This is a genomic window from Streptomyces sp. CG4 (assembly GCF_041080655.1).
Classification (GTDB): Bacteria; Actinomycetota; Actinomycetes; order Streptomycetales; family Streptomycetaceae; genus Streptomyces.
The window spans coordinates 487,395-513,101 of sequence record NZ_CP163525.1 but is presented as its reverse complement, the minus strand read 5'-3'; the positions used below and the strand labels follow the sequence as shown (position 1 = coordinate 513,101).

Below are 25,707 nucleotides of genomic sequence, written 5' to 3'. Positions count from 1 at the left end.
TACTGCGGCTTCAGCGGGCCACCTCCGGCCAGGCGCTTACTGGCCGGGCTGCTGGGGCCGGCGCTGTCGGGTGGCTGGACGGGCCAGCTGCCGCGGGTGGTGCCACGGGATCGGCTGCCACGGGCCAACGCCCTCGACGCCATGACCTTCGGCCTGGCCGGCCTGGCCCGGTCCGGTGCTGTCCGGTGGCCTGGCCCAAGGGCTGGGGGCGTCGACGGCCGTCGTGGTGTCGGCGGCGCTGATCGGCTCGGCGGCGCCCGCGGCGTGGACCCTGCCGGGGCGTCCCGCGCCGGTGCGGGAGATTCGGCGGGGTTCGCTGATCGGCGACCTCGCCGCCGGACTGCGGGTCATCGTCGGGAAGCCCCGGCTGGCGCGGGCGACCCTGGCCTCCGCCGTGTGCTGTGTGGCGCAGGGCATGCTGACAGCCTGTGTTCCGCTGCTGGGGGACCGTGTTCTCGGCAGCGCGGGCCGCGGCGCACTGCTGCTGTCGGGTGCGGCCGTCTCCGCCCTGCTCGCCAATGCCGTCCTCGCACGGTTTCCGCAGTCGGTCACCCCGGACTCGGTCATCTGGGGCGCCGCTCTGATCCAGGCCGGTGCGCTTGCCCTCGCGGCAACGGGACGTCCGGCCGTGCTCGTCCTGGGCCTGCTGCTGTCCGGAATCGGCGAGGGGCCGCAGCTCACGGCCTTGTTCGCGGTACGTCACCGGGAGGCTCCGGACCACCTGCGCGGCCAGATCTTCACCACCGGCGCCAGCCTGAAGATCACCGCCTTCGCATCCGGCGCGGCCATCGCCGGCCCGCTCGCCACCTGGTCACTGCCTGGCACACTGGCCACGGCAGCTGGCGTCGCGGCCCTCGCGGTGCCGGCCTTCTTCGGCGTACGGCCGGGCGTCGTCGAACGGCCCGAGGAATCGGTGCTGCGGGACTGACGCACTCGTCCGCGGGCGTCGTGGAACGGCCCCAGGAATTGGTGCGTCGGAACTGACGCACTCCTCCGCGGGCGTCGTCGGACCGTCGGATGACCGGTGCTGCGGAACCGACGCGCCCGACCGTGGACGTCGTCGGACGCTCGGAGGAGTCGGCGCTGCCGACCTGACGCACATGTTCTCCGTGGTCGGGACAGATGCGTGATGATATGTGTAAACCATAACGATCTCGGCCCAGCCCTTGTGCGCCGGCAGATCCGCCCTAGCCTCCTGACATGGCATTTCTTTCAAGTCGCCGCAAGCGGGCCCGCCTTGCTCCGGAGCTGGACGACCAGGATCTGGGCAGGCTGCTGAAGTCGCTCGTGGCGACCGCCAGGACCGGCACCATCGCGACCACCGAGCTATGTGTGGCGCAGATGTCCCGCCTCCTGGAGCAGGACCCGGGCGACTGGGACCGCCGGACGCATCGGATGGACGTCCTGGCGGGATACCTCGCCGGCTCGCGTCTGCCGCGGTCCTGGGTCACACGTGAGCCGCGCAGTGCGGACGCGCTGGTCCTGCACGCCTGGACCCAGGTCGCACAGGCCCGCACCCAGGGGCGTCTGGACGACCCGGCAGGCACCATCGACGCTTGTCTGCGGGCGGCCGAACTCGCCCCGGAGGATCCCACCCCGTGGGTGGCCCTCCTCGCGGTGGGCCGCCTGGAACGCCGGGAGCAGTCCCAGATCTTCGGGGTGTGGAACGAGATCCTCGCCCGCGATCGCTGGAACCGCGAGGCCTACCTGAGCATGCTCAACTACCTCAGCCCGGAGGAGGCGGGCTCGCGCGTCCAGGTCATGGACTTCGTGGACACCCTGCGCGCCCGCATGCCTGCCAACGCGCCGTGCGTGGCGACCGAACTCACCGCTCAGGTCCTCCAGTACCACGCCATCCTCGACCGGGGCGGGTTCGAAGCCCTGGTCGCGCGCAACCACTGGTCCCAGGAAATGGCCGCACAGGCCCTCGACCGCGCGGCGCACACGTGGAGCCAAGCCGGGTTTCTCCGGCATGCCAAGGCGCTCGCCGACCTCAACCTCCTGGCCTACGCGCTCATGGCTGCGGACCGGCGTGGCGAGGCAGGAGCCGTCTTCGAGGCGGTCGGCGGCATCGTCACCGCGTGGCCCTGGCAGACCGGCGGTGAACCGCTGGCGGAGTTCGACCAGTCGCGGCACAAGGCCACTGTCGGTCGGTGAGTCGTGGCGGGATGTGTCTGACGCATCATCAATTCGGCTGACGAAACCGGCGACGGCAAAGGGACCACAGCCGCACCGGACCAGCCCCGTCCGGGACTCGGCGACACCCTCGGTGCCGGCCGGGACCGCCCCCGCGCGGGCTGTGACAGCCCTGCGGCGCCCGGCACGGTCAGGACGAGGCAATGAGCCACGGCTCACTCGCCGGCGCAATGGTCGAAGGCTCACGCCGGCGCAATGGGCCGCGGCTCACTCGCCGGCGCCCGGCTGGGACTCCTCTGTCTTCGCCGGCGCCGGCACCGACGCGGTGGGGAGCGTGTAGAAGACCGACGAGCCCTGCTTGCTGCGCTGGGCGCCGTTGCGGGCCACGAGGTTCTCCAGAGTGGTACGGATGACCTTGGTCTGGATCTCCCGTTCGGGGTGTGCCTTGCCGAGCGCCTCGGAGACCTCGGCAGCGGAGCGCGGCTCCTGCTGCGCCGCGAGATGGCGGCGGACGAGTTCGACGAGCGTGGGCTGAGCCGTCTGACCGGCCGCCTTCTTCGTCGCGGACTTGGTCACCGAGGGCTTCTTGGCGGACCGCTTCTTGGGCTCCGCCTGCTCCGCCGTCGCCTTCTTCGGCGCGCGGCGCGTGCCGGACACAGTGCGGGACGCGGCGCCGGACGTGGTGTCGGGTGCGGTGGTGGACTGCTTCCGCGGGGCGGGGACCACGGGAGCCTCGGTGGTGGCAGGTGCGCCGACCGAGGTCACGACGCCGAGCGCCTCCTGCATGCTCACCAGAATGGTGTGGTCGTGCTGCAGCGCCGCCAACTGCTCCTCCAGGGCGGCGATTTCGTCGGTGATGCGCTCCTGTTCCTTGACGTTGTGCTCGAGGTCGTTGGTCACCTGGCTGACGTACTGCGACGCCAACTCGGTGACGGGTGCGGTGGGCTCAGGCATCTGTCGCTCCGATCGTGACTGTGGTGCGCCCCTTCGCCTGCGGTTGTGGCAAGTCGGGAGCGGGAGTTGTGTGACGGGTACCCCGGCAGAGCGGGAGTTGTCCTGCGGGATGGCCCGACACATGGATGATACGGATCGACTGACCTGTTTCTAGCCACTGAATCCTGTGCGTTGCGCGGTTGACGACGCGGGAAGGGCCCGAAATGCCACTGCAGTCGCCACCACTCGGCACCACTCGCCACCACTCGACAGGACATGACGGCGCCGCCGAACCGATGGTCAAGACATGGCACCGCCCGCAGAACGCGGCCATGGGGTCGTTCATCTCGCACGACGGCGCCGAACTCGCTCACGGTCCGCCGTGCCGCCGGACCTCGCCGCCTGCCGCTGTGACCGGCTCGTCGACGATGTGGAAGCCCTGCGTCGAACCCTCTGCCTGGACCGCATGGACCCTCTCGCGCACAGCGCCGGAGCCAATCCGGCATCGCGACCTCTGAGCCGCCACCCCGAACGCATCGACAGGCTCGCGCTCATCACGCCCGGTGTCGGAGCCGTCGGCCCGACCATCACCGACCGGCTCCGGCGCGAGACCGTACGGTCCCGCCGGACGAGCCATGGTTTCCGGCGGCGTTCACGGCTCTGGAGGCGATCGCCGCGGGCGCGGCCACGATCGAGGACTTCCGGGCCATCGCGCCGTTCTCCTAAGGCCGTTGGGACGAGGCGGCCTGGCCCACAGTGCGGCGGCGGACGAACAGATGAACCGGGACATCCTGGCCGTGTTCGGCGCCGGGAGGGCGTTCGCCCCCGAAGCCGCCCGCGCCGCGCTCGCCCGCATCGAGGGACCGGTGCTCCTGCTCGCAGGTGAGGTTGACCCCGGCGCCCCGCTGACCACGATGGCCGAGTGCGCTGCCCTCTTTCCGCGCGCCCCCTCGTCGTACCACCCGGAGCCGGACACGTCCTGTGGCTGGACGACGCGGACCGGTTCGGGGCAACCACCGTCGCGTTCCTGCACGGAGCGACCGCGCATGCGCCCTGAAGCCGTCGATCCGCGCGTGCGAGACTCGGCAGTCGGCGTGCGCCAGGCGGTGTCCCGGCCGCCGCGTGTGTGGCACCGCGACCGGCGCACGACGCTCATTTTCTACAGAGCGTGCTCGCTTCTACAGGGGGTGCTCGCGCAGCCAGGTCAGGACCCGCTGGGCGTGCTCGTTCGGCGGGAAGACCGGGTAGAAGACATGCTCGATCACGTCGGCGTGGAGGACGAGCGTCAGCCGCTTGAACAGCCGCATCCCTTCGACCTCGAACGTGGGCAGCTCGAGCGCGGCGGCCAGGTCGAGGGCGGGGTCGGAGAGCATGTCGAAGGGCAGACCGAGGCGCTCCACCACCTCGCGTTGATAGTCGGTGTCCTGGCTGGACAGCCCGTAGACACGGCCGGCACCGGCTTCGAGGAGGTCCCGGAAGTGGTCGCGGAAACCGCATGACTCGGGAGTGCAGCCACGAGCGCCGGGAATGGAGTTCCAGCCCTCCGGCAGGTCGGTGCCGGGCCGGCCGGTGAGGGGGTAGACATAGACGACCGTGCGCCGCGGGCCGAGCGCGTCCAGGCGGACGGCGCGCCCGGCCGTGTCGCGCAGGGTGAGACCCGGCACCTTCGTGCCCGGCAGATGGTCCGCCGCGCCGTCGTCCTCGGGGACCGGCAGGTCCGCGGGCAGTGCCAGATAGTCCATGACTCCTGTGCCTTTCTCCTCGGGAGCTACGACGCCGCTGCCCCGGTGGGCGGCGGCGTTGAGGTGGGTGATCAGCACCGCGCGGCGCGCACTCAGGGCCTCGATGCGCTCGGTCAGCTCGTCGATGGCCTCGCGGTAGCCGGCCAGCGAGGCGGGGCAGTCGTCCGCGTAGACGCGCCCGGCCGCCAGGCACTCGAGGAAGGGCCGGGTGCGCTCCACGGGGATGCCCAGCCGGTGCAGCGTCCTGATCTCCCGTACGAGGCGTACGTCGTCCTCGTCGTAGTTCCGGTAGCCGTTGGCGAGCCGCTCGGGTGCGATCAGCCCCAGCGACTCGTAGTACCGCACCGCTTTGGTCGTCACGCCGGCTTGACGCGCCAACTCGCTGATCCTCATGCCGCTCACCTCGCTCAAACGCTAAACCCTGCCCTCGGGGGCAAGGTCAAGCCGGGGGGAAGCCGAGTGGCTCGGATGGACTGGAGTGGGATCACCCGCGCAGGTCGTGCGCCCCGGAAGGATGTGTCACGGCCTGCCGATTGCCGGCTTCGATCCGCCTGATCACGAGATCCGAGCCCATGCCATGGAACAGCACACTTCCCAGTACGCAGAGCACGGTGGCCAGCAGGATCGTGTCGGCGGGAACACCGTCCGGCAGCCCGTTGAAAGCGATCAGGCCGAACACGATCGTGGTGGTTCCTCGCGGACCGAGCAGGCTGAGCAGCAGCCGGTCCCGGCGGGCCAGTGACGAACCGAGGAGCGAGACCAGGACCGGAACGATCCGGATGACCGTGAGTGCCGCGAGGCAGAACAGGATGGCCTGCCAGCTCACTCCGACGGAGAAGGTCACCACTGTCGCGATACCGACGACGAACCACATGGTCATGGTCATCAAGGCGGTGACGTCCTCGAGCAGACTGAAGTCCCGGGAGACCGTGCTGGAGCCGTGGGCCTGCCGCGGCCCGGTCGCGCCGCGAATCCTGCGAGCGACGAGGACGCGATGAACGTAGCGGAAGGCGATTCCGCACACGAAGGACGTCACGAATCCGTTGCCGCCGATCTCGACCCCTGTCGTGTAGGCGATCAAGGGGGTCAGCACCACCGAGATCCGGCGGGACTGGTCTGTCGTCCATCCGGCTCTGTCGGCCTGGTGCAGCAGCCAGCCGACGACGCTGCCGATCACCAGTCCCGCAAGAACGGCTTTCGCGGCCTGGGCGGCGGCGGTGGCCAGAGCGTCCATCGGTGTGTGGATGGTGGAACTGCCGCCGGCCAGCAGGAGTGCGAACAGGAAGAGGGGCGAGACGATGCCGTCGTTGTAGCCGCTCTCGACGTTCAGCACGCTCCGCACCCGTGCTGACAGCCGGGGATCCCGTACGACCTGCTCGCTGGGCGCGAAGTCGATCGGGACGACGACGCACGCGAGGACCAACGTCATGGCCCAGGACAGATCCGGGAAGGCCAGCTTGCCCACCAGCATCGCCGCGCCGAGGCTCAAGGGGAGAGCGATGAGCAGCACCCGGGTGACCAGCCTGGGGGAATTGCCCCAGAGCCTGCCGCCGCGCACCTCCGTGGCATCGACGAACAACAGGAAGGCGAGGATGATTTCGGCGGCATGCTGGGCCACTTCCGTGTTCAGCACGGCAATGACCGAATTCTCCACGCCGATTCCGACCAGGATGCCGGCCAGCACCATGGCCGCCGGTGCGCCGAGGTGCCAGCGTTGCAGTCGGAGCGCGGCAAGCGAGCGGATGAGAGCCATCACCGCGGCGGCGAGAATGGTGGGGAGCAAAGTCGTGGAGCTTTCGTTCAGTACCGGTGGGTGACGGATCCAATGACAGTGAGAGTAGCGGCCGGCCGCAGATCAGGGGATTTCTTGCGCATCGCAATGACGAATTAAGAGGGCTGGTACACGGTTACACAGGCTGGTGCACGGAGAGAATTATCTGCTTGAAATCGTTGCCGTTCACGGCCGGGTCGCGGCGGAACATCAGGACCGACGACGCCTCCCTCGGCGAGCGGGGAGGCGTCGGCCCGGTCGGAGCGCGGTCAGAGGCGGCGTGCCCCGCGCAGCCCTTGTGCGTAGTAGCCGTCGCCGTCGAGCCGTGAGGTGCCACCCTTGTCACCCATGGTGGGGCCGTTGGCGTTCTTCCGGCTGGAGATGAAGCGGGGGTGGTCGGCGGTGTCCAGGCCGAGGTAGATACCGATGTGCCCGATCCGCCCGCCGGACAGCTCCCGTGTTCTGAAGAAGACCAGGTCGCCGGGCTGGAGCCCCTGGATGATGTCGGGGCTGCGGTCGGCGAGGGGGATCACCGGTATGCCGAGCGGCCCGTGGGCGATCGCGTCGGCGGTCCGCTGCAGCCCGCTGCCCGCCGGGCTGTCCCTGCTGTTCAGCAAGAGCCCCGAGCGGTATCCGTACACCAGCCGGACATAGCCGGAGCAGTCGACGGAGCGTCGGCGGTCCTTCTCGGGGCGGCGGGTGACACCGTCGGGGAAGGTCCAGGGGAGGCCCAGGTAGTCGTAGAAGTCCGAACCCATGCGCCGCTTTTCTTCCCGAGCAGGGCCGGGGTCGCCGGGAACGTCGGGTCCGTAGTGGGCGGCACCGCTGTATGTGACTCCCGCTGCCGTCGTCCGGGCCGGGGCGCCGGCGATGTAGTCGAAGGCCGTGGCGAGGATGTCAGGATCGCGGCTGCCGAGCCGGGACTTGAGCCAGGTCTTGAACCAGTCGCTCTGCTCCGCGCCACGGGCCCATGCCTGGGGCAGCAGCCGCACCCAGCTGTTGGTGACGACCTCGGCATCCGTCGTGCGCGGCTCCGCGAAGGTCCTGCCGGGACCTGTCAGTACGGCCGTACGGGCGCCGTCGGTGAACGTGGCGACGACGGCGCCGTGCCGGTCGCGGGCGACCGTGCGGTCGGGATTGCCGATCCGCTCGAATTCCAGCGGGCCGCTCCTGGCCCGGATTCCGGCACCCGGTGCTGCCGGTGGCTGGTCGGTGCGGTGCCTGAACTGCAGGGTCAGCACGCAGCTCGCCACGAGGAGGGCGGCTGTCACCAGGAAAAGGGCCCCGTTCCTGGGCAGGGAGAGGTTCCGGATTCTGGGCAGGAGGCGTTTCACTGGTCAACTCCGGTGGGGGGGAAGGGGAGATGCCGCCGCATGTCGGAGAAGGGGGCGGCTCATGTCGTGGGCAGGGCGCCCAGCAGCAGCCCGGACACCAGAATGACGTAGGTGGCGAGAGTGACCGTGCTGGTGGAGAGGACCGTCGCTGTCTTGGGCTGCCTCTCCAGCTGGTAGGCGATGAGCCCGGGGACGATGAACCCGAGGGCCTGATGGGCGAACAGCAGGGGGAACTCCCGCTGGAGCAACAGGGAGAGCCCGGCCTGGAGCAGGACACCGGTGAGCACGACGGCGGCGAACAGCCGCTTGCCGTAGAGGATGACGAAGCGCTGCAGCAGCTTGGTCAGCAGGTACGTCAGGCCTGCCATGCCCGCGACCATGGCGGCGCGCCGCAGATCCTCGACGAGGGTGAGGGCGAGCCAGCCGGGGGTGATCATGCCGCCCGGTGAGAGGTTCGTGGTCAGGTAGCACATGAGGGAGAACACCAGACCGAGTGCGATGCCGATGGCGGCGATCTGGGGTGTGACTACTGCGGGGATCAACGGGACTCTCCGGGGGAGGAGTTGGGGTGAGCGCCGGGCGGTGTGGGGGCGTCGCTCGGGGTGGCGGGGCCGGTGGCGTCCTCGGGGTGGTCGGGCACGAGTGCGGTGAGCCGCTCCAGGAGGAGTTCGCCCTGCCCGTGGATGTTGCCGATGGCGACGAGCGAGGAGTCCGGCCCCAGGTGGGCGAGCAGGTCCGTGGTGAGCCGGTCGGGGTCGCGGCGGTCGCCGCCGAGATCGACGACGTTCCCGGTCCAGTGGGCGGGTATGGCGTCGGCGGCCGACTTGGTGGGATGCCCGATGAGGAACACCGTCTCCGGGTCGAGCTCGGGGATGAGCGCGCCCATCTGCCCGTTGCGCTCGACACGGTCGGGACGGCAGTTGATGACGACGTGCAACGGACGGTGGACGGCGCCCAGTTCGAGCAGCTGCTTGATGTTCATCAGCGTCGACTCGGGGTCGTTGGCGGCGAAGACGTTCGCGAACCGCAGGCGCTTGCCGTCAGGGGTGCGGTACCGCTCGACGGAGAGCACCCCCGGGTCCGGTGGCGCGTCGTACATGCCCTTCAGCGCGGACTCGCGGTCGATGCCGAGCAGTTCGGCGACCACGAGTGCGATGGCGACGTTCTCCTTGAAGGTGAACCAGCTGAAGCCGCGCAGTTCCTCGTCGGTGACGATCTCCGGGTCGGCGTAGACCAGCTCGCAGTTCCGGGCGTCGGCCTCCTCCTGGAGGATGTGGAAGCGCTCCTTCTCCGCCGTGACACAGACACCGCCCTCCGGCAGGGACCGGCACAGGGAACGTGCCACGTCGTCCAACGTCGGGCCCATTTCGGCGAGATGGTCCTCGCGGACGTTGCAGAGCACGCCGATGGTGGAGCGGATCAGCTTGGACTGGTTGATCTCCTGGAGCGCGGGCATGACCGCCATGCACTCCATGACCAGGACATCGGGCTGGTAGGACGCGGCCCGCCGGACGATGCCGATCTGCTCCACGACGTTGGCGATGCCGAACTTGCGGTAGACCGGCTCCTCGGTGGCATCGGGGTGGATGAACCGGGCCGCGGTGCCCGTGGTCTTGGCCACGGTCACCAGGCCGCTGCCGCGCAACGCGCCGGCGCACAGCCGGGTGATGGAGGACTTGCCGCGAATGCCGTTGACCAGCACACGGGTGGGTATGACGGCGAGATTCGCGTCATGGCGGCGCTGTTCGACGACGCCTGCGACGAGCAGGCCGGCGCAGCACGTCAGCAGGACGCAGTACAGGAAGAGCATGTCGGGTCAGCTCCTGGGACCGGGGCCGGACAGGGGCGTGGAGGCGGCGGGCGGCCCGTCCGGGGATCCGGGCTCGGGCGGTGCGTCGGCGCGGGGGAGGCGCTGTCTGATCAGTTCGAGGCTGCGGGCGATGGATCCCACCTCGTCGTGGAAGCGCGGGTAGAGCACTGTTCTGCGATCCCCGGCGGCCAACGCCTCGGCGCCCCGGGCGACGTCACGCAGCGGACGTACGACGACGAGGTACAGCCAGCCGAGGCAGAGAGTGCCGGTCGTCAGCCCCAGCAGCCCGACGAGCATGATGCGCCGCTGTGCCTCGTACTCGGGCAGCCCGATCCAGAACACCGGCCTGATCGAGGCGACCTTCCAGCCGAGTGCGCTCGCGACACCCAGATTCTCGTTGAACGGCGCCACGGCGGCGACCGCCGGATTCCTCCAGCCGAGCAGCACCTCGGCGGAGCCCTTGGCCGTGCGCGCGGCCTCCATGTGTGCCCGCAGCCGGCCGTCGGAGACCCGCCCGAAGGCCACGAATCCCTTGTTGGACGCGATGACCCGATGCGCGGAGTCCACCAGCCACACCGAGCCGAGACCGGGCCGGGTGAGGATGCCGACCAGGTACTTGACCTTGAGCTCGCCCACGACATAGCGGCGTCCGGACTTCGCCGGCGCGCCCTTGCCCGGCTGGGCGGCCACGGCGGCGATCACCGGTTCCTTGCCGGAGGTGTTCGTCTGCATGACCCCGGGCTTGGTGCGGACCTTCTTCGGGGTACGGGGTTCATGTCCGGCGCGGACGAGGATCTCGCCGGCGTCGTCGACGACATACAGGGACTGATATCGGCCGTGCTGTTCCAGGGAGCTGTCGAGAACCTTGCGCGTCTCCTCCGGCCGGGAAGCGTCGACCACGGTGGCGAGATGGGCGAGATCCGCGTATCCGTCGTTGATCCCCCTGCGCACGCGGTCCGCCGTCGTCTCGGTGCGCTGCCGCTGGTCGTCGGAGATCAGGCGCGGTACGACCGTGGCGGTGTGCGGCCAGGTGCTGCCGAGCGCCAGCAGCATCGACGCGGGCCAGGCCAGCAGGGCGAACGAGCAGGTCAGCAGGACGGTACGCAGTCCGAGCCGACGCCGGCCCGCGCGGGTCCCGAGCAGACCGCGGCTCTTGCTCGATGGCTGCGCGACCGTCTCCTGCGACTGCCCGCCGCTTCCACGGAGTTGCAGGCGCAGTGCCTCCAGCGCGGCGCCGACCCGGGCAGGTTCCCCGAAGCGGTTCACGCGGACGGGAGCGGTGAGGTCGCCCCGGCCGAGCCGCTGTGCTTCGCGACGCAACCGCGACAGAGGACGCTGCACCACCATGTGGAGGACGACGGTGACCCCGGCCGCGAGGGTCAGCAACACGGCCGCGGCGAGGAGGGCAAGACGAAGGTCACCGGTCCCGGCCGCATGACGTTCGGTTCGCACCGTCGTGACGACCGTCAGTCCCAGTGCGCTGCTCGGACTCGCTTTCGCGGCGAGCCCCCGGGCCACTCCGGCGTACCCGACGGCGGTACGGGTGTTGCCTTCCTCCGCCCCGACGAGGCTGCCGCTCGGACCGTCGAAGCCGCCGCCGGCGGCGGTGTCCGACGGCCCCTTGCCCTGCGCCTCGCGTACGGCGTCACGGGCCAGCGCCTTGGCTTGGTCAGCGCTGGAGTGCGGCCCGGCCGAGGTGAGGGTCGCCCCGTCACGGTCCACGACGTGGAGCGTGTGATTCCTGCCGACGGTGATGCCCGGCACCTTCAGGCTCTGGGAAGCGACGAGCAACTCCTGCCTGTCGCCTTGTGACAGCGTCGCGAAGACCACCAGCCGGGTGACGCCCGAGTCGTCCCGCACCAGCCTCGGAGGCGGGTTCGCCGGCAGTCCACGAAGGTCCACCTTCCCGAGCGGTACGTCCTCGCCCCGCGCGGCGAGCAGCCGGCCGGTGGTCAGGTCGACGACGGCGGTTCCGCGCCACTTGCGGTAGGTCTGGTCGAGGAGGGTCAGCATTTTGTCCGCCGGTACGGACTTGGCGCCACCGAAGTCCGCGGCCGCCGCCCGCAGATCGGAGACGCTCTCGTCGACGGCTGCCTGCAGCGCGACCGCCCCGTCCTCGGCGATGTGCTGCTGGGAGCCGAGGACGGCCTCGGGAACGCCCCGATCGGCGTCGCTGCCGACGGCGAACACCGTCAAGCCCGCGACAAGCGCCAGCAGAAGCGGCAGTGCCGCCAGCGGCGGCCGTACACCTCCTAACACAGCCATGTCCGCCCGACGCCGAGCAGGGCGTCGCTTGGATATCGGGGATCGCGTGGTGGCCAAGAGGAATCCTTTCGAGCTCCGCCGATGTCGCGCGAAGCAATGAACAGAAGGTCTCGACTTGGCTGACGACGGGAATACTTCGCCGGTTTATCGGAGAGATGTGACGATGCTCACCCTCTGGCGATAGAATGCCCTTTCATTGTTGCAGAAAAGCGAAATCGCGCCGCTGGCCTGCCGGTTCGCAAGGCTTCGAAACCAAGTTCGATGGCTGGAATGCCTGGTTCGCGACATCCGCGCAAATGGCGAAATTTTGCTCCAGGGAGCGCGAAAGAATTATGTGGGCCGGTCGACAATTTCCCGCAAGGATCATTTTGCTTTTCTTCTGCGTTGTCCATCCCGCAGTCGGCTGGTCCACCCCCGCCGATTGGGGGGGGCCGGAGTTCGTCCGGGACGGCGATGGCTTCGTCACTCATGCTGCCGAGAAGTCGCTGTTGTCGGTGCGTAGTTGCTCGCCCCGGCCGACCGCGATCGGCTCATCGGCTCATGGTCCACCACTTGGGTACAGCAGCGGGTCAGTACGGCGAGGCCCGTGCGCCCACTGCGCCGCGCGCTTCGGGCGAGGCGCTCGCCGGCGCGACGGTCTTGCCGGTGAGCGGGCCGTCCCCGGCCGGAGGCGCGAGCCGGTCCAAGGCGTTCCTGAGAACGCCCGGCATCTGGCCGTTGTACGGGTGCGTGCCGACGAAGTGCGCGTGCGCGCCCCGTACCAGCTCTTTCGCGGTGTGCAACCGCGTCGGTTCCACATGCCTGTTCGACGTCCCGGTCGTACAGTGGGAGTCGCCCCACCGACAGGGTGTCGATTTCGTACTCGTCCCCGTCCGCCCGCGAGGCCAGCAGCCGGCGCACGGTGGCAAGAACGGAGGCGTTGAGCGAGTCCCGACGGATGTTTCCGGGGGACGAGGACAATCTTTGTCACGGTGGCTGGCCCTTCACCGGTGTCACGGGTTTCGCGGTTCCCGCTCCTGGCTTGCGTAGCCGAGCGGGTCCCTTGCGACGGGTCCCCTCCTGTCGACCGCCCTTCCCGAACACCTCCCGCGAACGTCCCGTGCCGGGCCCGTACCGGCTCGGGAGAACTTCAGGAGCCCCCCTCGTCCCCCGCCGGCCGTCGCCACTCATCCAGCACAACCACGCGGGGACGGTGCAATGAAGACTGCGAGCGCACTGATAGCCGGCACACCCCTCACGAGCCTGTGCCTGCCCGACCTGCTGACCCGTCAGGCCGCGCTGCGTCCGGAGGCCACGGCGGTCACCTTCCGGGAGGAACGGCTCAGCTACCGCGAGCTCGACCGGCAGAGCCGGGACCTCGGTACCCGCCTCGCCCGGCTCGGCATCGGCCCCGACACCTGCGTCGGTCTGTTCACCGAGCCGTCCCTGGACCTGATGACCGGGGTGTGGGGCATCCTCGGCGCGGGCGCCGCCTGTCTGCCGCTGTCCCCGGACTACCCCGAGGACCGGCTGCGCTACATGATCGAGGACTCCGGGGCGTCCGTCGTCGTGACGCAGGAACACCTGCGCGAGCGTCTGGCGGCCCTCGCACCGAGGGACGTCCTCGTACTCACGCCGGCGGAAGTGATGCCGGGCCCGGGCGACCGCACCGCCGTCCCCGACCGGCAGCCCGGCCATCTCGCCTACGTCATCTACACCTCGGGCAGCACGGGCCGGCCCAAGGGCGTGGGGATCGAGAACCGGGCCATCGTCGGCCAGCTCGACTGGCTCGCCTCCCGCGGCTACCTCGGACCGCAGGTCACCATCCTGCAGAAGACGCCCATGAGCTTCGACGCCGCCCAGTGGGAGATCCTCGCCCCGGCCGCCGGCACCCATGTCGTCATGGGCACCCCGGGCATCCACCGGGACCCGCAGGCCATCGTCGAGGCCGTACGCACCCACGGCGTCACCCACCTGCAGTGCGTGCCGACGCTGCTCCAAGCCCTCCTGGACACCGAGGAGTTCGCCTCCTGCACCTCACTGCGGCGCGTCTTCTGCGGCGGCGAGGCGCTCACCCACAAACTGGCCCGCGACTTCTTCCACGGGCTGCCGGGCACGTCCCTGGTCAACCTCTACGGCCCGACCGAGGCCACCATCAACGCCACCTTCCACGAGGTCGACCCCGCGGCCGTCGACGGCGGCACGTCCCGCACCGTACCCATCGGCGTGCCCGTCGACGATGTCTCGGCGTACGTCCTGGACGAGAAACTGGCACCGGTCGCCGTCGGCGTGGCCGGGGAGCTGTATCTCGGCGGCGCCCAGTTGGCCCGCGGCTATCTCGGCCGCCCCGAGCAGACCCGGGAACGCTTCGTCGCCTCGCCGTTCGAGCCGGGCGAGCGCCTGTACCGCACGGGTGACGTGTGCCTGTGGAACCCGGACGGCACCCTGCAGTTCGCGGGCCGCGCCGACAACCAGGTCAAGCTGCGCGGCTATCGCGTGGAGCTGGAGGAGGTGGCCTCGCGCATCGAGGAGCACATCTGGGTGCGCCGCGCCGCCGCGATCGTCACCGACGACCCGCGCACCGGCCATCCGGCGCTGGTCGCGTGCGTCGAGCTGAACCCCCGTACCGCAGCCGTCATGGACCAGGGCTCACACGGTGCCCACCACCAGTCCAAGGCGTCCAAACTCCAGGTCAAGGCACAGCTTTCCAACCCGGGCCTGCGCGAGCCGACGGAACTCGCGGGCCGCCCGGCCATCGCCCTGCCGGGCCGTGCGGCGACCCCCGAGCAGCGCCGGGAGACCTTTGCCCGCAAGACGTACCGCTTCTACGACGGCGGCCCGGTCACCCGCGAGGACCTCCTCGCCGTGCTCGTACCGCGCCCGGTCCCGTCGTACTCCCGGCCGCTGAGCGAGCTGACACCGGCCGAACTGGGCCGGATCCTGCGCTGGTTCGGCCAGTTCCACAGTGAGGAACGGCTGCTGCCGAAGTACTCCTACGCCTCACCGGGTGCCCTGTACGCCACCCAGCTGTACGTCGAGTCCGGCGGTGTCGCGGGTCTCGTGCCCGGCGTGTACTACTACCACCCGGTCGACCACAGCCTGGTCCGCGTCGGCGAGGGCACCGGCCGCTGCCCGGACGGCGGGCTGCTGGTGCACTTCCTGGGCAAGCGGCGGGCGATCGAACCCGTCTACCGGACCAACGTCCAAGAAGTACTGGAATTCGAGACCGGCCATATGGTGGGCGTGTTCGAGGAGGTGCTGCCCGCCCACGGCCTGACCATCGCCCCGCTCGGCCACTTCCCGCCGGTCAAGGACGTCCTGGACGTCGCCGAGGAGGACCACTACCTCGGCACCTTCGAGATCACGGCGAACGACGGCCGGCCCCGCCAGGACCCCACCGAGCTGTACGTCCAGGCCCACCCGGACCGCGTCGAGGGCCTGCCCGCCGGTCAGTACCGCTACCGCGACGGGGCGCTGGAGCGCATCGGCAACGAGCTGATCGAGGTCCGGCACGTCATCGCCATCAACCAGGGCGTGTACGCCCGCGCGAGCTTCGGGATCAGCGCGGTCAGCCGGGCCGCCGATCCCTGGCTGGAGTACATCGCCCTCGGCACCCGTCTGCACCACTTCCAGCGCACCCCGGGCTTCGGCTTCATGCCCTCGGGCTACTCCTCCCGGTCCGGGCATCCGCTGCCCGCCGCCCGCCGCCTCGACGACATCCTCGGCTCGGCCGGCATCCGCAGCGGCCCGTCGTACTTCTTCCTCGGCGGCCGGGTCAGCGACGAGCAGATGGCCGGCGAGGACATGTACGAGGACGCGGTGCACACCCAGGGACCGGCGGAGATGATCCGCGACGAACTGGCCCGCACCCTGCCCGATTTCATGCTCCCGAACCGGGTCCTCGTCCTCGACGCGCTGCCGCTGACGGCCAACGGCAAGGTCGATGCCAAGGCTCTGGCCGCCTCCCCCGAAGTGGCCGCCGCGCGGCAGCCCGGGGTCTACGTGGCACCGGCGACGCCGACCGAGCAGTGGCTGGCGGACGTCTGGGGCGCGACGCTGAAGTACGAGGACGTCTCCAGCGAGGACGAGTTCTTCGCCTGCGGCGGCAACTCGCTGATCGCCGTGGCCCTGGTCAACCGGATCAACAAGCACTTCGGCACCCGGCTCCCGCTCCAGGTTCTCTTCGAGACGCCGAAGCTGCGCGACCTGGCCGCGCGCATGGACGACGACACGACCCCGGTCTCCCGGATGATCCCCCTGGCCACGGCGGGCGGCTTCGCCCCGGTCTTCTGCTGGCCGGGCCTCGGCGGCTACCCGATGAACCTGCGCCTGCTGGGCCAGGAAGCCGGCCTGGACCGCCCGTTCTACGGCATCCAGGCGCACGGCATCAACGCCGGAGAGATCCCGTACGACACCATCCGCGAGATGGCTGCCGCGGACCTCGCGGAGATCCGCCGCATCCAGCCGAGCGGCCCCTACAGCCTGTGGGGCTACTCCTTCGGTGCCCGGGTCGCCTTCGAGACGGCATGGCAGCTGGAACAGGGCGGCGAGAAGGCCGAGCACCTGTTCCTGATCTGCCCCGGCAACCCGAAGGTCCACCAGGACGACGGCCACGCCCACGGCCGGGAGGCGTCGTACGACAACCCCGCGTACGTCACGATCCTCTTCTCCGTCTTCACCGGCACGATCCACGGCCCGGCCCTGGCCGCCTGCCTGGCCCAGGCCCACGACGAGGGCAGCTTCGTCTGCTGCATCCATGATCTGCTGCCGTCCCTGGACGAGGACACGATCCGCCGCATCACCCGCATCGTCGGCATCACCTACGAGTTCGACTACACCTTCCGCGAACTGACCGAACGCACGGTGGAGGCGCCTGTCACCCTCTTCAAGGCCCAGGGAGACGACTACTCCTTCATCGAGTCCCATGCCGCGTACTCGACCATGCCGCCCACTGTCGTCCGTCTGAAGGGCGACCACTACAGCGTCCTCAAGCCCCACGGCCTGCCGGAACTGCTCACGGCGACCCGCACCGCGATGGGCCACATCACCAAGTAGGAGGCGATCACGGGAGGTTGAACCGCGCGCGCGAACGACGGGGAGAACCAAGTACAAGGAGGTCAGGTCAGGAAGCGTCCCGCGCCAGTCGCTGGAGGACCGCAACGGCCCGCTCGGCGTCTTCGTAGGGTACGAAGAGGTGGTCGTGGTGGAAGGCGGCGACGACATTGCAGCTCAGGCCCGCGTCGGCGAGGGCGCGGGAGACCGCTGCGGTCAGTCCCACCGCGGCCAGCGCGGAGTGCACTCGCAAGGTGATCCACGCGGCGACGTAGTCGTACGCCATCCCCGCCGAGTCCGCCTCCGCCTGCGGCACGACGAGCGTCAGGCCCTCCTGCTCGGCGACCGTCACCACGGGGGTGACGCCGGACGGCACGCCGCCCTCCGCCATGGTGAAGACATAGCGGCCCGGATTCAGCTCCGGACGCATGCCGCGGAGCAGTGTGTGCAGATCAGTCTCGCCGGTCACGGTCCCAGACTACGGTCCGCCGGGCCGCCCGTCCCGCAGGCTGGCGGGGACGTTCGCATGTGCGGCCCGGCGGCCCGGCGGCCCGACGGCGCGGCAGTCGGCTCGGCCGCCCCGCCGCCGTCAGGTGTGTGCCGGGGAGCCCGCGGTCGTGCCGTCGCTGATGTGCAGGACCGCGTCCACCACGTCGAGTGTCGCCTGGTCGAGCGGGAAGTAGCCCTGCCTGGGGTGGGTGTCCGTGCGGGTGCGAGCGGCGGGAGCCCTGGTGGACGCGTCGGTCGGGGCCGTCGGGGTGGTCGGGGTGGCCGGGGTCGCTTCCAAGCCCCAGGTGGTGAGACGGCGCTGGAGGCGGCCCTCGTAGGTGTCCGGGTCCGGGTCGCGCAGCCCGAGGGCCTTGCTGCGGCCCAGGCTGCCCACGACGCAGACGTACCGTTCGCCCAGCAGTGAGGCCACGATGGCGCCGGCGCCTGACCAGTCGGCGCCCAGATCCCCCAGACGCCAGATGCTCTGGTTCCGCTGCAGATGGAGGTTGTGTGCGAAGACCAGGGTCGGGCCTCGATCCTCCTCGATGCCGCGGATGTCCAGGAGGTTCTGGGCCATGAGCGCGTCCCTGGTGGCGGCCAGGCCGGCTATCCGGAGACTTGATGTGAGGGGCTGTGCGGACTGCTTGTGGTAGCGCAGCAGGCCGAGGCCGGCGGTGAGGTGTGCCCGGGCCCTGAACCACTCGTCGCGTGAGGTCGCCGCGATCAGTTCCGGGGCGCGTGCGTAGAGCGAGTTGAGCATGTCGTCGGCGATCGAACGCAGCCGCTCGGCCTCGGCCGTGGCGCCGGGAGACATCGTGGCGTCCAGGACCGCCTCCGCGCGGCTCCACCGGGCGTCGTCGCCGGTGAGGCCGGTGAGGTCGAGGTCGAGCGCCAGATAGTCGCGGGCGTGTTCCAGATAGCACCGTGGGCTGGGTGCGCTGGTGGTCTCCGTCGGGGCGTCGAAGCCATGGAAGGTCAGGCGTTGTCCTGACGGTCGGTGCTCGTTGTACTCACGCATCCAGCTGACCAGCTGTCGGTTGGCGTCCTGTTCCCCGAAGCCGTGGGAGAAGCCGTCGCGCATGACCGTGTCGAGGCTGCCGGCTCCCCCCTGGACGTAGTCGTTCACGGCGAGTGCGGCCACGCGGTCGATTTCGAGGGCGATGGAGCGGAATCCGTGGTCGACCAGCTGGGCGAACAGTTCGTTCCGGACCTGCCCGAAGGCCGGTTCCTGATGGGTCGGTTCGCCCAGTGCCAAGAGGTCGCATGACGGGGTGACGAAGTCGCGAATGTCCTGACTCATGAGCCTCAATCGTATCCTTGAAAGATCGCTTGAGGCTTTGTTCGGGCCTCGATGCGCAGATGCGGCCGCTGAGCGGATCGGGTCTGCGGTAAAGTCTCAACCGGTGAGCACCTTGCGACCGACCGACCTCGCGCGCGAGCACGGCCTCTCGACCCAGGCGGTGCGCAACTACGAGCGGCACGGATTCGTCCCGCCCGCCGAGCGCACCCCCAGCGGCTACCGGATCTACACCGAAGTGCACGCGGCAGCGCTCCGCGCCTACCTCTCGCTCGTCCCGGCGTACGGGTACGCGGCCGCCGGCCAGATCATGACGGCCCTCCACCGGGACGACCTCGACGAGGCCCTGACGCTCATCGACCACGGGCACAGTCGGCTGCTGCGCGACCGGGACACCCTCGATGCCGTACGCGCCGCCGTGCAGCACCTGACGACGGAGTCCGAGACTGCCCCGGCTCCCGCCCCGGCGGCGGGGACCCGCACCGTCGGCGAACTCGCGCACCAACTCGGCGTCACACCGGCGACCCTGCGCAACTGGGAAGGCGCGGGCATCCTCACCCCCGCCCGGGACCGCGCCACGGGATATCGCGTCTTCGGCGCCGACGACATCCGCGACGCCGAGCTGGCCCACCTCCTCCGCCGCGGGGGCTATCCGCTCGAACACATCGCCACCGTGGTGCAGCAGATCCGCACGGCCGGCGGCACGGACGCACTCGCCGCGTCGCTGGACGCCTGGCAGCACAAACTCACCGCGCGGGGCCGCGCCATGCTCCACGCGGCCACGCATCTCAGCGCATACCTCACGCACTTGGACACCGAGAATCAGGCCGACTCACTCTGAGCCACGCAGTGGGTGCCGCGGTAGCACGACATCGCCGTCGCAGCCACTGCGAACCCCCTGGAGGCCTGCGCCGTGCCAGCACTGGAACTTCGGCACCGGGACTCCCGCCCCGTTGGGCAGGGCACGCGGGGTGCTGTTCGAGCACTGCCGCCGCATGAGCCGGCGACGGTCTCGTGATCGGGCGGACCGTCGGAGGGATCGCAGGCAACCCGGGGCCGGTACTCTGCGGCAGATGAGAGTCGGTACGGAACAGACCCGGCTGGTGGTGCTGCGTGGCAACAGCGCCTCGGGCAAGTCGTCCGTCGCGGCCGGTGTGCGTGACCGCTTCGGCCGTGGACTCGCCCTGGTGGAACAGGACCATCTCCGCCGGGTCGTGCTGCGGGAGCGGGACCGGCCGGGTGCGGCGAACATCGGCCTGATCGACACCGTCGCCCGCTACGCGCTGGACGCCGGCTATCACGTGGTGGTGGAGGGCATCCTGTACGCCGACCGCTACGGGGACATGCTCGCCCGGCTGCGCGCCGACCACCGGGGACCGACCCACGGCTACTACCTCGACGTGCCGTTCGACGAGACCCTCGCCCGCCATGCGACCAAGCAGATCGCCGGCCAGGTGACCGAGGCCGACCTGCGGGACTGGTACCGGGGGCGCGACCTGCTGCCCGGGGGAGTGGAGAGGGTCATCGGCGCCGACAGCTCGCTGACGGAGACGGTCGACCACATCATGCAGGACACGGGGCTGTCCGGCCTCCCGCCGCTGGACATCTGACTCAGCCGTCGCGGCCGGCAGGGTTCGGACCGATGCCTGACCGGTCGGCTCCCGTATGGCGCGATGCCTGAAGAAGCCCAGCACGTGGAGAAGAAGCCCGGCGCCGATCGCCCGCGTCCGGCCGTAGGGCGCCCCGCTTGCCCGGAAGGCCCCCTGCGCCGCCGTACCGCCGGGCCCGGCTGGAGGGCCCTTTCTCACCGGCCCTCCAGCCGGGATTTCCGTCAGGCGCCGGTGCCGGGGGCGGTGAAGTAGTGCCCCTTGTCCAGGTCTTCGAGGAGGCCCGGGTGGGTCGGTGTCCAGTCCAGCAGTTCGCGCGTCAGGCTGCTCGCCGCAAGGAAGTCGAGGCCGATGAAGTCGGCCAGCCAGGTGAAGTGCTCGGCCGCCGCCTCGGGTGCCACGGAGACCACCGGCACATCGAGGTGCCGCCCGATCACCTCGGCCACGTCGCGGATCGCGACGCCCTCCTCCGCGACTCCGTGCAGCACCGAACCGGCGGGGGCCTGCTCCGCCGCGAGGCGGAACAACTGCGCGGCATCGAAGCGGTGGACGGCCGGCCAGCGGTTGGCGCCGTCGCCGATGTAGCCGGAGACGCCCTTGGCGCGGGCGATGGCGACCAGCGTCGCCATGAAGCCGTTGTCCCCGTCGCCGTGGCAAGTCGGTGAGAGCCGCACCACGGACGAGCGAATGCCGCGCGAGGAGAATCCGAGCACCTCCTTCGCGGTGACCGCTCGGATCGTGATCGGTGAGTCGGAGTGCGTGGGCATGTCCAGCTCGGTCGCCATCCGCCCGGGAGCGAGTCCGGCCAGGCCGGAGGCGAGGACGAAGGGCCGGTCGGTGCCGGCGAGGGCCTCGCCGAAGGTGTCGACGGCGCGCCGGTCGGCCTCGGCGGCGCCCCGGAAGTCGCCGCTGAAGGCGATGTCGTGCTTGAAGGCGAGGTGGATCACCCCGTCCGACGCGGCGGCCGCGTCCCGCAGGACGTCGAGGTCGTCGACGGTGCCGCGGACGACCTCGGCGCCGGCCGCGGTGAGCGCGGCGGCGGAGGCGTCGGAGCGGGCGAGCCCGACGACCTGGTGTCCCGCCTCGATGAGCTGGGGTACGAGGGCGGATCCGATCCAGCCGGAGGCGCCGGTGACGAAGATGCGCATGGGAGACCTCAAAGAGTCGATGTCAGTCACTGTCATAGACCGTACACCCGATGTCAGCCCCTGTCATCACGTAAGATCTCCGCATGGGTAGATGGGAGCCGGACGCGCGCGGACGCCTGGCGAAGGCCGCGCTGGCGCTCTATGCCGAGCGCGGGTACGAGCAGACCACCGTGGCGGAGATCGCCAAGCGGGCCGGGCTCACGGAGCGGACCTTCTTCCGGCACTACGCCGACAAGCGCGAGGTGCTCTTCGCCGGCGCCGGTGAGCTGGAGGAACTGTTCGTGCGGGCGGTCGCCGGAGCCCCGGAGTCCGTGGCGACACTCGACGCGCTGACGATCGGGCTGGACGCCGTCGCCGAAATGTTCGCCGACCGGCGTGAGTTCGCGCGCCGGCGCCATGCCGTGATCACGGCCAACGCGGAACTGCGGGAGCGCGAGCTGATCAAGCTCGCCTCGTTGGCGGCCGCCCTCACCGACACCCTGCGCGGCCGCGGGGTCGCCGAACCGGCCGCGAGCCTGGCCGCCGAAGCGACGGTCGCCGTCTTCAAGATCGCCTTCGAACGCTGGATCGCACCGGCCGAGGAGCGTCCGATGTCGCAGCTGATACGGGAGTCACTGGCCGAACTGAAGGCGGTGACCTCGGGCGCCTAGGGCTCGCCCGGCCGGAGTGGATGAGGACCTCGCGGCCCTTGGGCAGGTTGATGGCGAGGGTGTCGTGGCCCAGATCCTGGGTGTGGGCCGGGGTGCCGACCTCGCTCCACCCCAGTGCGGTACCGAGTAATGCTCGCACTGTTCGATAACGATCCATCGACTATGTGCACACGCATTCATGGAACGTACATACGATCTCCGCATGAACAGAGCTGTGAAGATCGGCCTCGCCGGTACGTGCACCGCGCTGCTCGCCCTGGGGGGAATCGGTACCTACAACATCGTGCACGGCCTCGCCTCCGGTTCGGCGAGTGAGGGCACGTCCCAGGATGCGCGCGGGTTCGACCCCTCCGAGGTGTCCAGTACGCCCCCGTCGGGTGCCGAGGCGACGAAGCAGGCCCGCGCGTTCCTGGACAGCTGGTCCCAGCAGCAGTTGGACGGCGCGGCGAGCGACACCGACACACCGGACACCGCCGCGCGGGCCCTCCGGGAATACGCCGACGGCCTCCACCTGAAGAAGCTGACGTTCGATCACATCCTGTCCGCCGGAGCCTCGTCGGCGACACCGGGAGCCGCCAAGGTCACCTTCGATGTCACCGCTCAGGTCGCGGGCGGCACCTGGGACTACGCGAGCGCGGTGGCGGTCCGGAAGAGCACGAACGGCCGGCTGGCCGTCCACTGGAACAACTCGGTGCTCCATCCGGGCCTGGGCGACGGTCAGTCGCTGACCGCGGGCACGCTGCCGGCCGGCTCGGTTGGCGCGAAGGTCGTCGCGAGCGACGGCAGGACCGATCTGTCCACCTTCCCGTCGCTGCGGGACATCGCCGCGACGATCGGCAAGAACGCCAAGGCCACGGGTGGACAACCCGGAACGGGCGTGGCCGTGGTCGATGCGGGCGGCGCGGGTGTGGAGACGGTGAAGGTCTTCACACAGGGCCGGCCGGCGATCGTCAGGACGACCATCGACGTCGGCTTCCAGGGGGTGGCCGAGCACGCGGTGCAGGACGCCCATCTGCAGCAGAAGCCCGCGGGCACGGTGGCGCTCGACTGGCGCAACGGGCACATCCTCGCCGTCGCGCACACCGGCGACGACGGCGACATCGCCATCAACGGCATCAAATCGCCCGGCTCCACGATGAAGATCATCACCGCGGCCGCCCTCTTCGACAAGGCGGGCCTCACGCCGAGCAGTCCGGCGCCGTGCACGGACTCGCTGGTGGCCAACAGCCAGTTGTTCCACAACGACCCCGGTGTACGGGCCAACCCCGGCTCCTCCCTCGCCGAGGCGTTCACGGTGTCGTGCAACACCGCCTTCATCAAGGACGGTTTCCACCACCTGGTGCACGACGGCGACGCCTCCGCGCTGAACGACGAGGCGGTGAACGTCTTCGGGCTGGGCAACTGGTCCATCGGCGGCGGGATCGCCACCACCGACCCGAGTGTCCCGCCGGACGTCCAGGGCGGCGACCAGGCGGCCCAGTTCATCGGCCAGGGCAAGGTCACCGCCACGCCCCTGTTCATGGCGTCCGTGGCGGCCACCGTGCGCAACGCCGGCTTCGAGCAGCCGATCATCCTGCCGGAACAGCACCAGGAGGCCGCGCCCCGGCCCATCTCCGCCCGCACGGCCGACTATCTGCAGTCGATGATGCGCGGCGTGGCCACCGGCGGCACGGCGGCTCCGCGGCTGGGCGGTCTGAGCGAAGTAGGTGCCAAGACCGGCACCGCCGAGGAGGGGGACCACACCAACGGCTGGCTGACCGCCTACAACTCTCGTATCGCGGTGGCCGCACTCGTCGAAGGCGGCAGCTCGGGCGTCGACTCCGCGGGATACGTCGTGCGGCGGCTGCTGACGGGCGGCTGAGCGCCCACCTCATGGGCCGTTCCGGCAAAAGGAGTTGAGGCCCCGGCCCGTCGTTGGGAAGGGTCTGGTGCCATGGAGTTCTTCTGTTATCACCGCGATCGGCCCGGCTCCCTGTCCTTGCGGGACGAACTGTTGGAAGAGCACTGGTCCTACATGGACCGGTACGCCAAGGAGATGATCGCCCGCGGCCCGACCCTGGCCGACGACGGGCACACGCCCACCGGGAGTGTGCACATCGTCGGCCTGCCGGACGCCGCGGCCGCGCGGGCCTTCGCCTTCGACGAGCCCAACTACCAGGCGGGCGTGTACCGGGAGGTGCTGCTGCGCCGTTGGCGCAACCTGCTGGGACGCACCATGTGGGACTTCCCCGGCGGCCCGACGGACGGCGACCGGTATCTGGTGCTCGGCCTCGGCGCCCGGCAGCCGGCCGCCGCCGATCTCGTCGCGCCGCCGCGGCAACGGGACGAGCTGATCGCGTACGGTCCGCTGCTGTCCGACGACGGCGCCGCCTGGCTCGGCACGGCCGCGCTGCTCCGGGCACCGGATGCGGACACGGCACGGGCCGTCCTCGCCCCGGAGCGGTATGCGGACATCGAGGTCCATGCCTGGACGTTCGGCGGCCGAAGGTGAGGAACGGGGCGTTGCGCTCGGCCCCGGCCGGTGTCCGAGCGCACGGGGCCGCCCGGGCGGGACGCGGTGCGCGTGGTCCCCTGCGCGGCTGTGGCGCGCGGTCTCAGGACAGTGACGCGGTGAAGTGCGTGACCGGGCGTTCCAGACGTTCACCGTCCACGGTGATGTCGACGGCTTCGTTGTAGAAGGCGAGCAGCCCCCTGATCGCGGCCACCGCGGGGAGCGGTTCGGGGTAGCTCCAGACGACGTCGGGCGGGACGTCCGCCTCGCCGTGCTCGCTGTCCCAGGACCAGTACCCGGCGATGCCCTTGTAGGGGCAGCGCGTCTGGTGGTCGGTGCGGCGGAACAGGTCGAGGCGGACGTCCTCCCGGGGGACGTAGTAGCGGGTGGGCAGGCCGGTCTCGAAGAGGAGCACCGGGCTGTGTGTGTCGGCGACGACCCGGCCGCCGATCTCGACGACGACGTGCCGACTGCTGGGCAGGGCGTCGACCCGTTTGTGGGGGTCGCGGGGGTGCACGAAGATCTCCTCTTCCTCCTCGTACCAGTGGTCCAGGCCCCTGCCGGTGCGCTGGACCCACTCGAAGGCGATGAGGCCGGCCAGGTCGGCGGAGGGAAACGTCCAGGCCGTGTTCTCCAGCAGCGCACCGTCGACTGCGAGGTCGTAGAAGAGCGTCGATCCGGTATGGGCTCCGGCCGGCGGGTTCTTCGCCGGGCGCAGCAGGTCCGTGCGGACCTCCGTGCGCGGGAAGGCGTACAGCGGCACGGGGACACCGGGCTCCCACACCAGTACGGGATGGCGGCTGTCGACGACGGTGACATCGCCCTTACGGCCGCGCACCCAGCGCTCGCTGGGCTCCCAGAGGAGGCCTTCGGGGGTGGTGCGCAACGACCGGGCGATGCTGAGGCTTGTCATGACTGGGTCTCCTCGGGCGGGGTCGGCGTGGTCGAGGCGGCTTCCGCGGCGGCTCCATGCTCGCGCGGACGGGAGCCGCCCGCCAGGCCG

At 70.3% G+C, this 25,707-nt stretch carries 20 protein-coding genes; 8 read left to right on the top strand and 12 right to left on the bottom strand.

The window, feature by feature from the left end; all coding sequences use genetic code 11:
- The first annotated feature begins 175 nt into the window (after positions 1–175).
- Both AB5L52_RS02350 and AB5L52_RS02345 read left to right on the top strand, forming a co-directional pair.
- Positions 176–928: a hypothetical protein gene (locus AB5L52_RS02350; protein WP_369362448.1), complete on the top strand. Its 753-nt coding sequence runs from the start codon at positions 176–178 to the stop codon at positions 926–928.
- 272 nt (positions 929–1,200) lie between these two features.
- Positions 1,201–2,157: a hypothetical protein gene (locus AB5L52_RS02345; RefSeq protein ID WP_351030508.1), complete on the top strand. Its 957-nt coding sequence runs from the start codon at positions 1,201–1,203 to the stop codon at positions 2,155–2,157.
- Positions 2,158–2,403: 246 nt separating this feature from the next.
- Here the strand turns inward: AB5L52_RS02345 and AB5L52_RS02340 are convergent, their stop codons facing one another.
- From AB5L52_RS02340 to AB5L52_RS02305, 8 genes are all read right to left on the bottom strand, one after another.
- Positions 2,404–3,090 (bottom strand): hypothetical protein, encoded by a 687-nt coding sequence (locus AB5L52_RS02340; protein ID WP_369362447.1) that lies wholly within the window; start codon positions 3,088–3,090, stop codon positions 2,404–2,406.
- A gap of 1,157 nt (positions 3,091–4,247) precedes the next feature.
- The gene (locus AB5L52_RS02335) at positions 4,248–5,204 is read right to left on the bottom strand and encodes a MerR family transcriptional regulator (protein ID WP_369362445.1); all 957 of its coding nucleotides are present in this window, start codon (positions 5,202–5,204) and stop codon (positions 4,248–4,250) included.
- 91 nt (positions 5,205–5,295) lie between these two features.
- Complete coding sequence (locus AB5L52_RS02330) at positions 5,296–6,594, bottom strand: cation:proton antiporter (RefSeq protein WP_369362444.1); 1,299 nt, start codon at positions 6,592–6,594, stop codon at positions 5,296–5,298.
- A gap of 257 nt (positions 6,595–6,851) precedes the next feature.
- Positions 6,852–7,853: a C40 family peptidase gene (locus tag AB5L52_RS02325; protein WP_369362443.1), complete on the bottom strand. Its 1,002-nt coding sequence runs from the start codon at positions 7,851–7,853 to the stop codon at positions 6,852–6,854.
- A gap of 122 nt (positions 7,854–7,975) precedes the next feature.
- Positions 7,976–8,458, bottom strand: a complete 483-nt coding sequence (locus AB5L52_RS02320) for a poly-gamma-glutamate biosynthesis protein PgsC/CapC (protein WP_351030495.1) — start codon at positions 8,456–8,458, stop codon at positions 7,976–7,978.
- Positions 8,455–9,726, bottom strand: coding sequence for a poly-gamma-glutamate synthase PgsB (pgsB, locus tag AB5L52_RS02315; RefSeq protein WP_351575554.1), 1,272 nt, complete (start codon positions 9,724–9,726; stop codon positions 8,455–8,457). The genes AB5L52_RS02320 and pgsB overlap by 4 nt, the downstream gene beginning before the upstream one ends.
- A gap of 6 nt (positions 9,727–9,732) precedes the next feature.
- On the bottom strand, positions 9,733–11,991 hold the full coding sequence (locus AB5L52_RS02310; protein ID WP_369362442.1) for a HAMP domain-containing protein: 2,259 nt from the start codon (positions 11,989–11,991) through the stop codon (positions 9,733–9,735).
- A 569-nt stretch (positions 11,992–12,560) separates the two neighbouring features.
- The gene (locus AB5L52_RS02305) at positions 12,561–12,773 is read right to left on the bottom strand and encodes an NAD(P)H-dependent oxidoreductase (protein WP_369362440.1); all 213 of its coding nucleotides are present in this window, start codon (positions 12,771–12,773) and stop codon (positions 12,561–12,563) included.
- A 415-nt stretch (positions 12,774–13,188) separates the two neighbouring features.
- On the opposite strand from AB5L52_RS02305, the gene AB5L52_RS02300 reads away from it, so the two are divergent.
- The gene (locus AB5L52_RS02300; protein ID WP_369362439.1) at positions 13,189–17,025 is read left to right on the top strand and encodes an amino acid adenylation domain-containing protein; all 3,837 of its coding nucleotides are present in this window, start codon (positions 13,189–13,191) and stop codon (positions 17,023–17,025) included.
- A gap of 67 nt (positions 17,026–17,092) precedes the next feature.
- Here AB5L52_RS02300 and AB5L52_RS02295 read toward each other — a convergent pair whose 3' ends face one another.
- Both AB5L52_RS02295 and AB5L52_RS02290 read right to left on the bottom strand, forming a co-directional pair.
- Entirely contained in the window at positions 17,093–17,491 is a 399-nt protein-coding gene (locus AB5L52_RS02295) for an ACT domain-containing protein (RefSeq protein ID WP_351575569.1), read from the bottom strand.
- Between the two features lie 120 nt (positions 17,492–17,611).
- Positions 17,612–18,811 carry an erythromycin esterase family protein gene (locus AB5L52_RS02290; RefSeq protein ID WP_369362438.1) on the bottom strand — a complete coding sequence of 400 codons (1,200 nt, stop codon included), beginning with the start codon at positions 18,809–18,811 and terminating at the stop codon, positions 17,612–17,614.
- Between the two features lie 103 nt (positions 18,812–18,914).
- On the opposite strand from AB5L52_RS02290, the gene AB5L52_RS02285 reads away from it, so the two are divergent.
- Complete coding sequence (locus AB5L52_RS02285) at positions 18,915–19,649, top strand: MerR family DNA-binding transcriptional regulator (RefSeq protein ID WP_369362437.1); 735 nt, start codon at positions 18,915–18,917, stop codon at positions 19,647–19,649.
- Positions 19,650–19,872: 223 nt separating this feature from the next.
- On the top strand, positions 19,873–20,418 hold the full coding sequence (locus AB5L52_RS02280; protein WP_351030604.1) for an AAA family ATPase: 546 nt from the start codon (positions 19,873–19,875) through the stop codon (positions 20,416–20,418).
- A gap of 221 nt (positions 20,419–20,639) precedes the next feature.
- On the opposite strand, the gene AB5L52_RS02275 is transcribed toward AB5L52_RS02280, so the two are convergent.
- A complete protein-coding gene (locus AB5L52_RS02275) occupies positions 20,640–21,563 on the bottom strand; it encodes an SDR family oxidoreductase (RefSeq protein ID WP_351030478.1) in 924 nt (307 codons plus the stop codon).
- A gap of 83 nt (positions 21,564–21,646) precedes the next feature.
- Between AB5L52_RS02275 and AB5L52_RS02270 the strand changes: the two genes are divergently transcribed.
- The 3 genes from AB5L52_RS02270 to AB5L52_RS02260 all read left to right on the top strand — a co-directional run bounded on the left by AB5L52_RS02270 (position 21,647) and on the right by AB5L52_RS02260 (position 24,704).
- Positions 21,647–22,213: a helix-turn-helix domain-containing protein gene (locus AB5L52_RS02270; protein WP_351030476.1), complete on the top strand. Its 567-nt coding sequence runs from the start codon at positions 21,647–21,649 to the stop codon at positions 22,211–22,213.
- 202 nt (positions 22,214–22,415) lie between these two features.
- Positions 22,416–24,074 (top strand): penicillin-binding transpeptidase domain-containing protein, encoded by a 1,659-nt coding sequence (locus AB5L52_RS02265; protein WP_369362436.1) that lies wholly within the window; start codon positions 22,416–22,418, stop codon positions 24,072–24,074.
- Between the two features lie 72 nt (positions 24,075–24,146).
- A complete protein-coding gene (locus AB5L52_RS02260) occupies positions 24,147–24,704 on the top strand; it encodes a YciI family protein (protein ID WP_351575582.1) in 558 nt (185 codons plus the stop codon).
- A gap of 103 nt (positions 24,705–24,807) precedes the next feature.
- On the opposite strand, the gene AB5L52_RS02255 is transcribed toward AB5L52_RS02260, so the two are convergent.
- Positions 24,808–25,617: a DUF427 domain-containing protein gene (locus AB5L52_RS02255; protein WP_369362435.1), complete on the bottom strand. Its 810-nt coding sequence runs from the start codon at positions 25,615–25,617 to the stop codon at positions 24,808–24,810.
- Between the last annotated feature and the right edge of the window lie 90 nt (positions 25,618–25,707).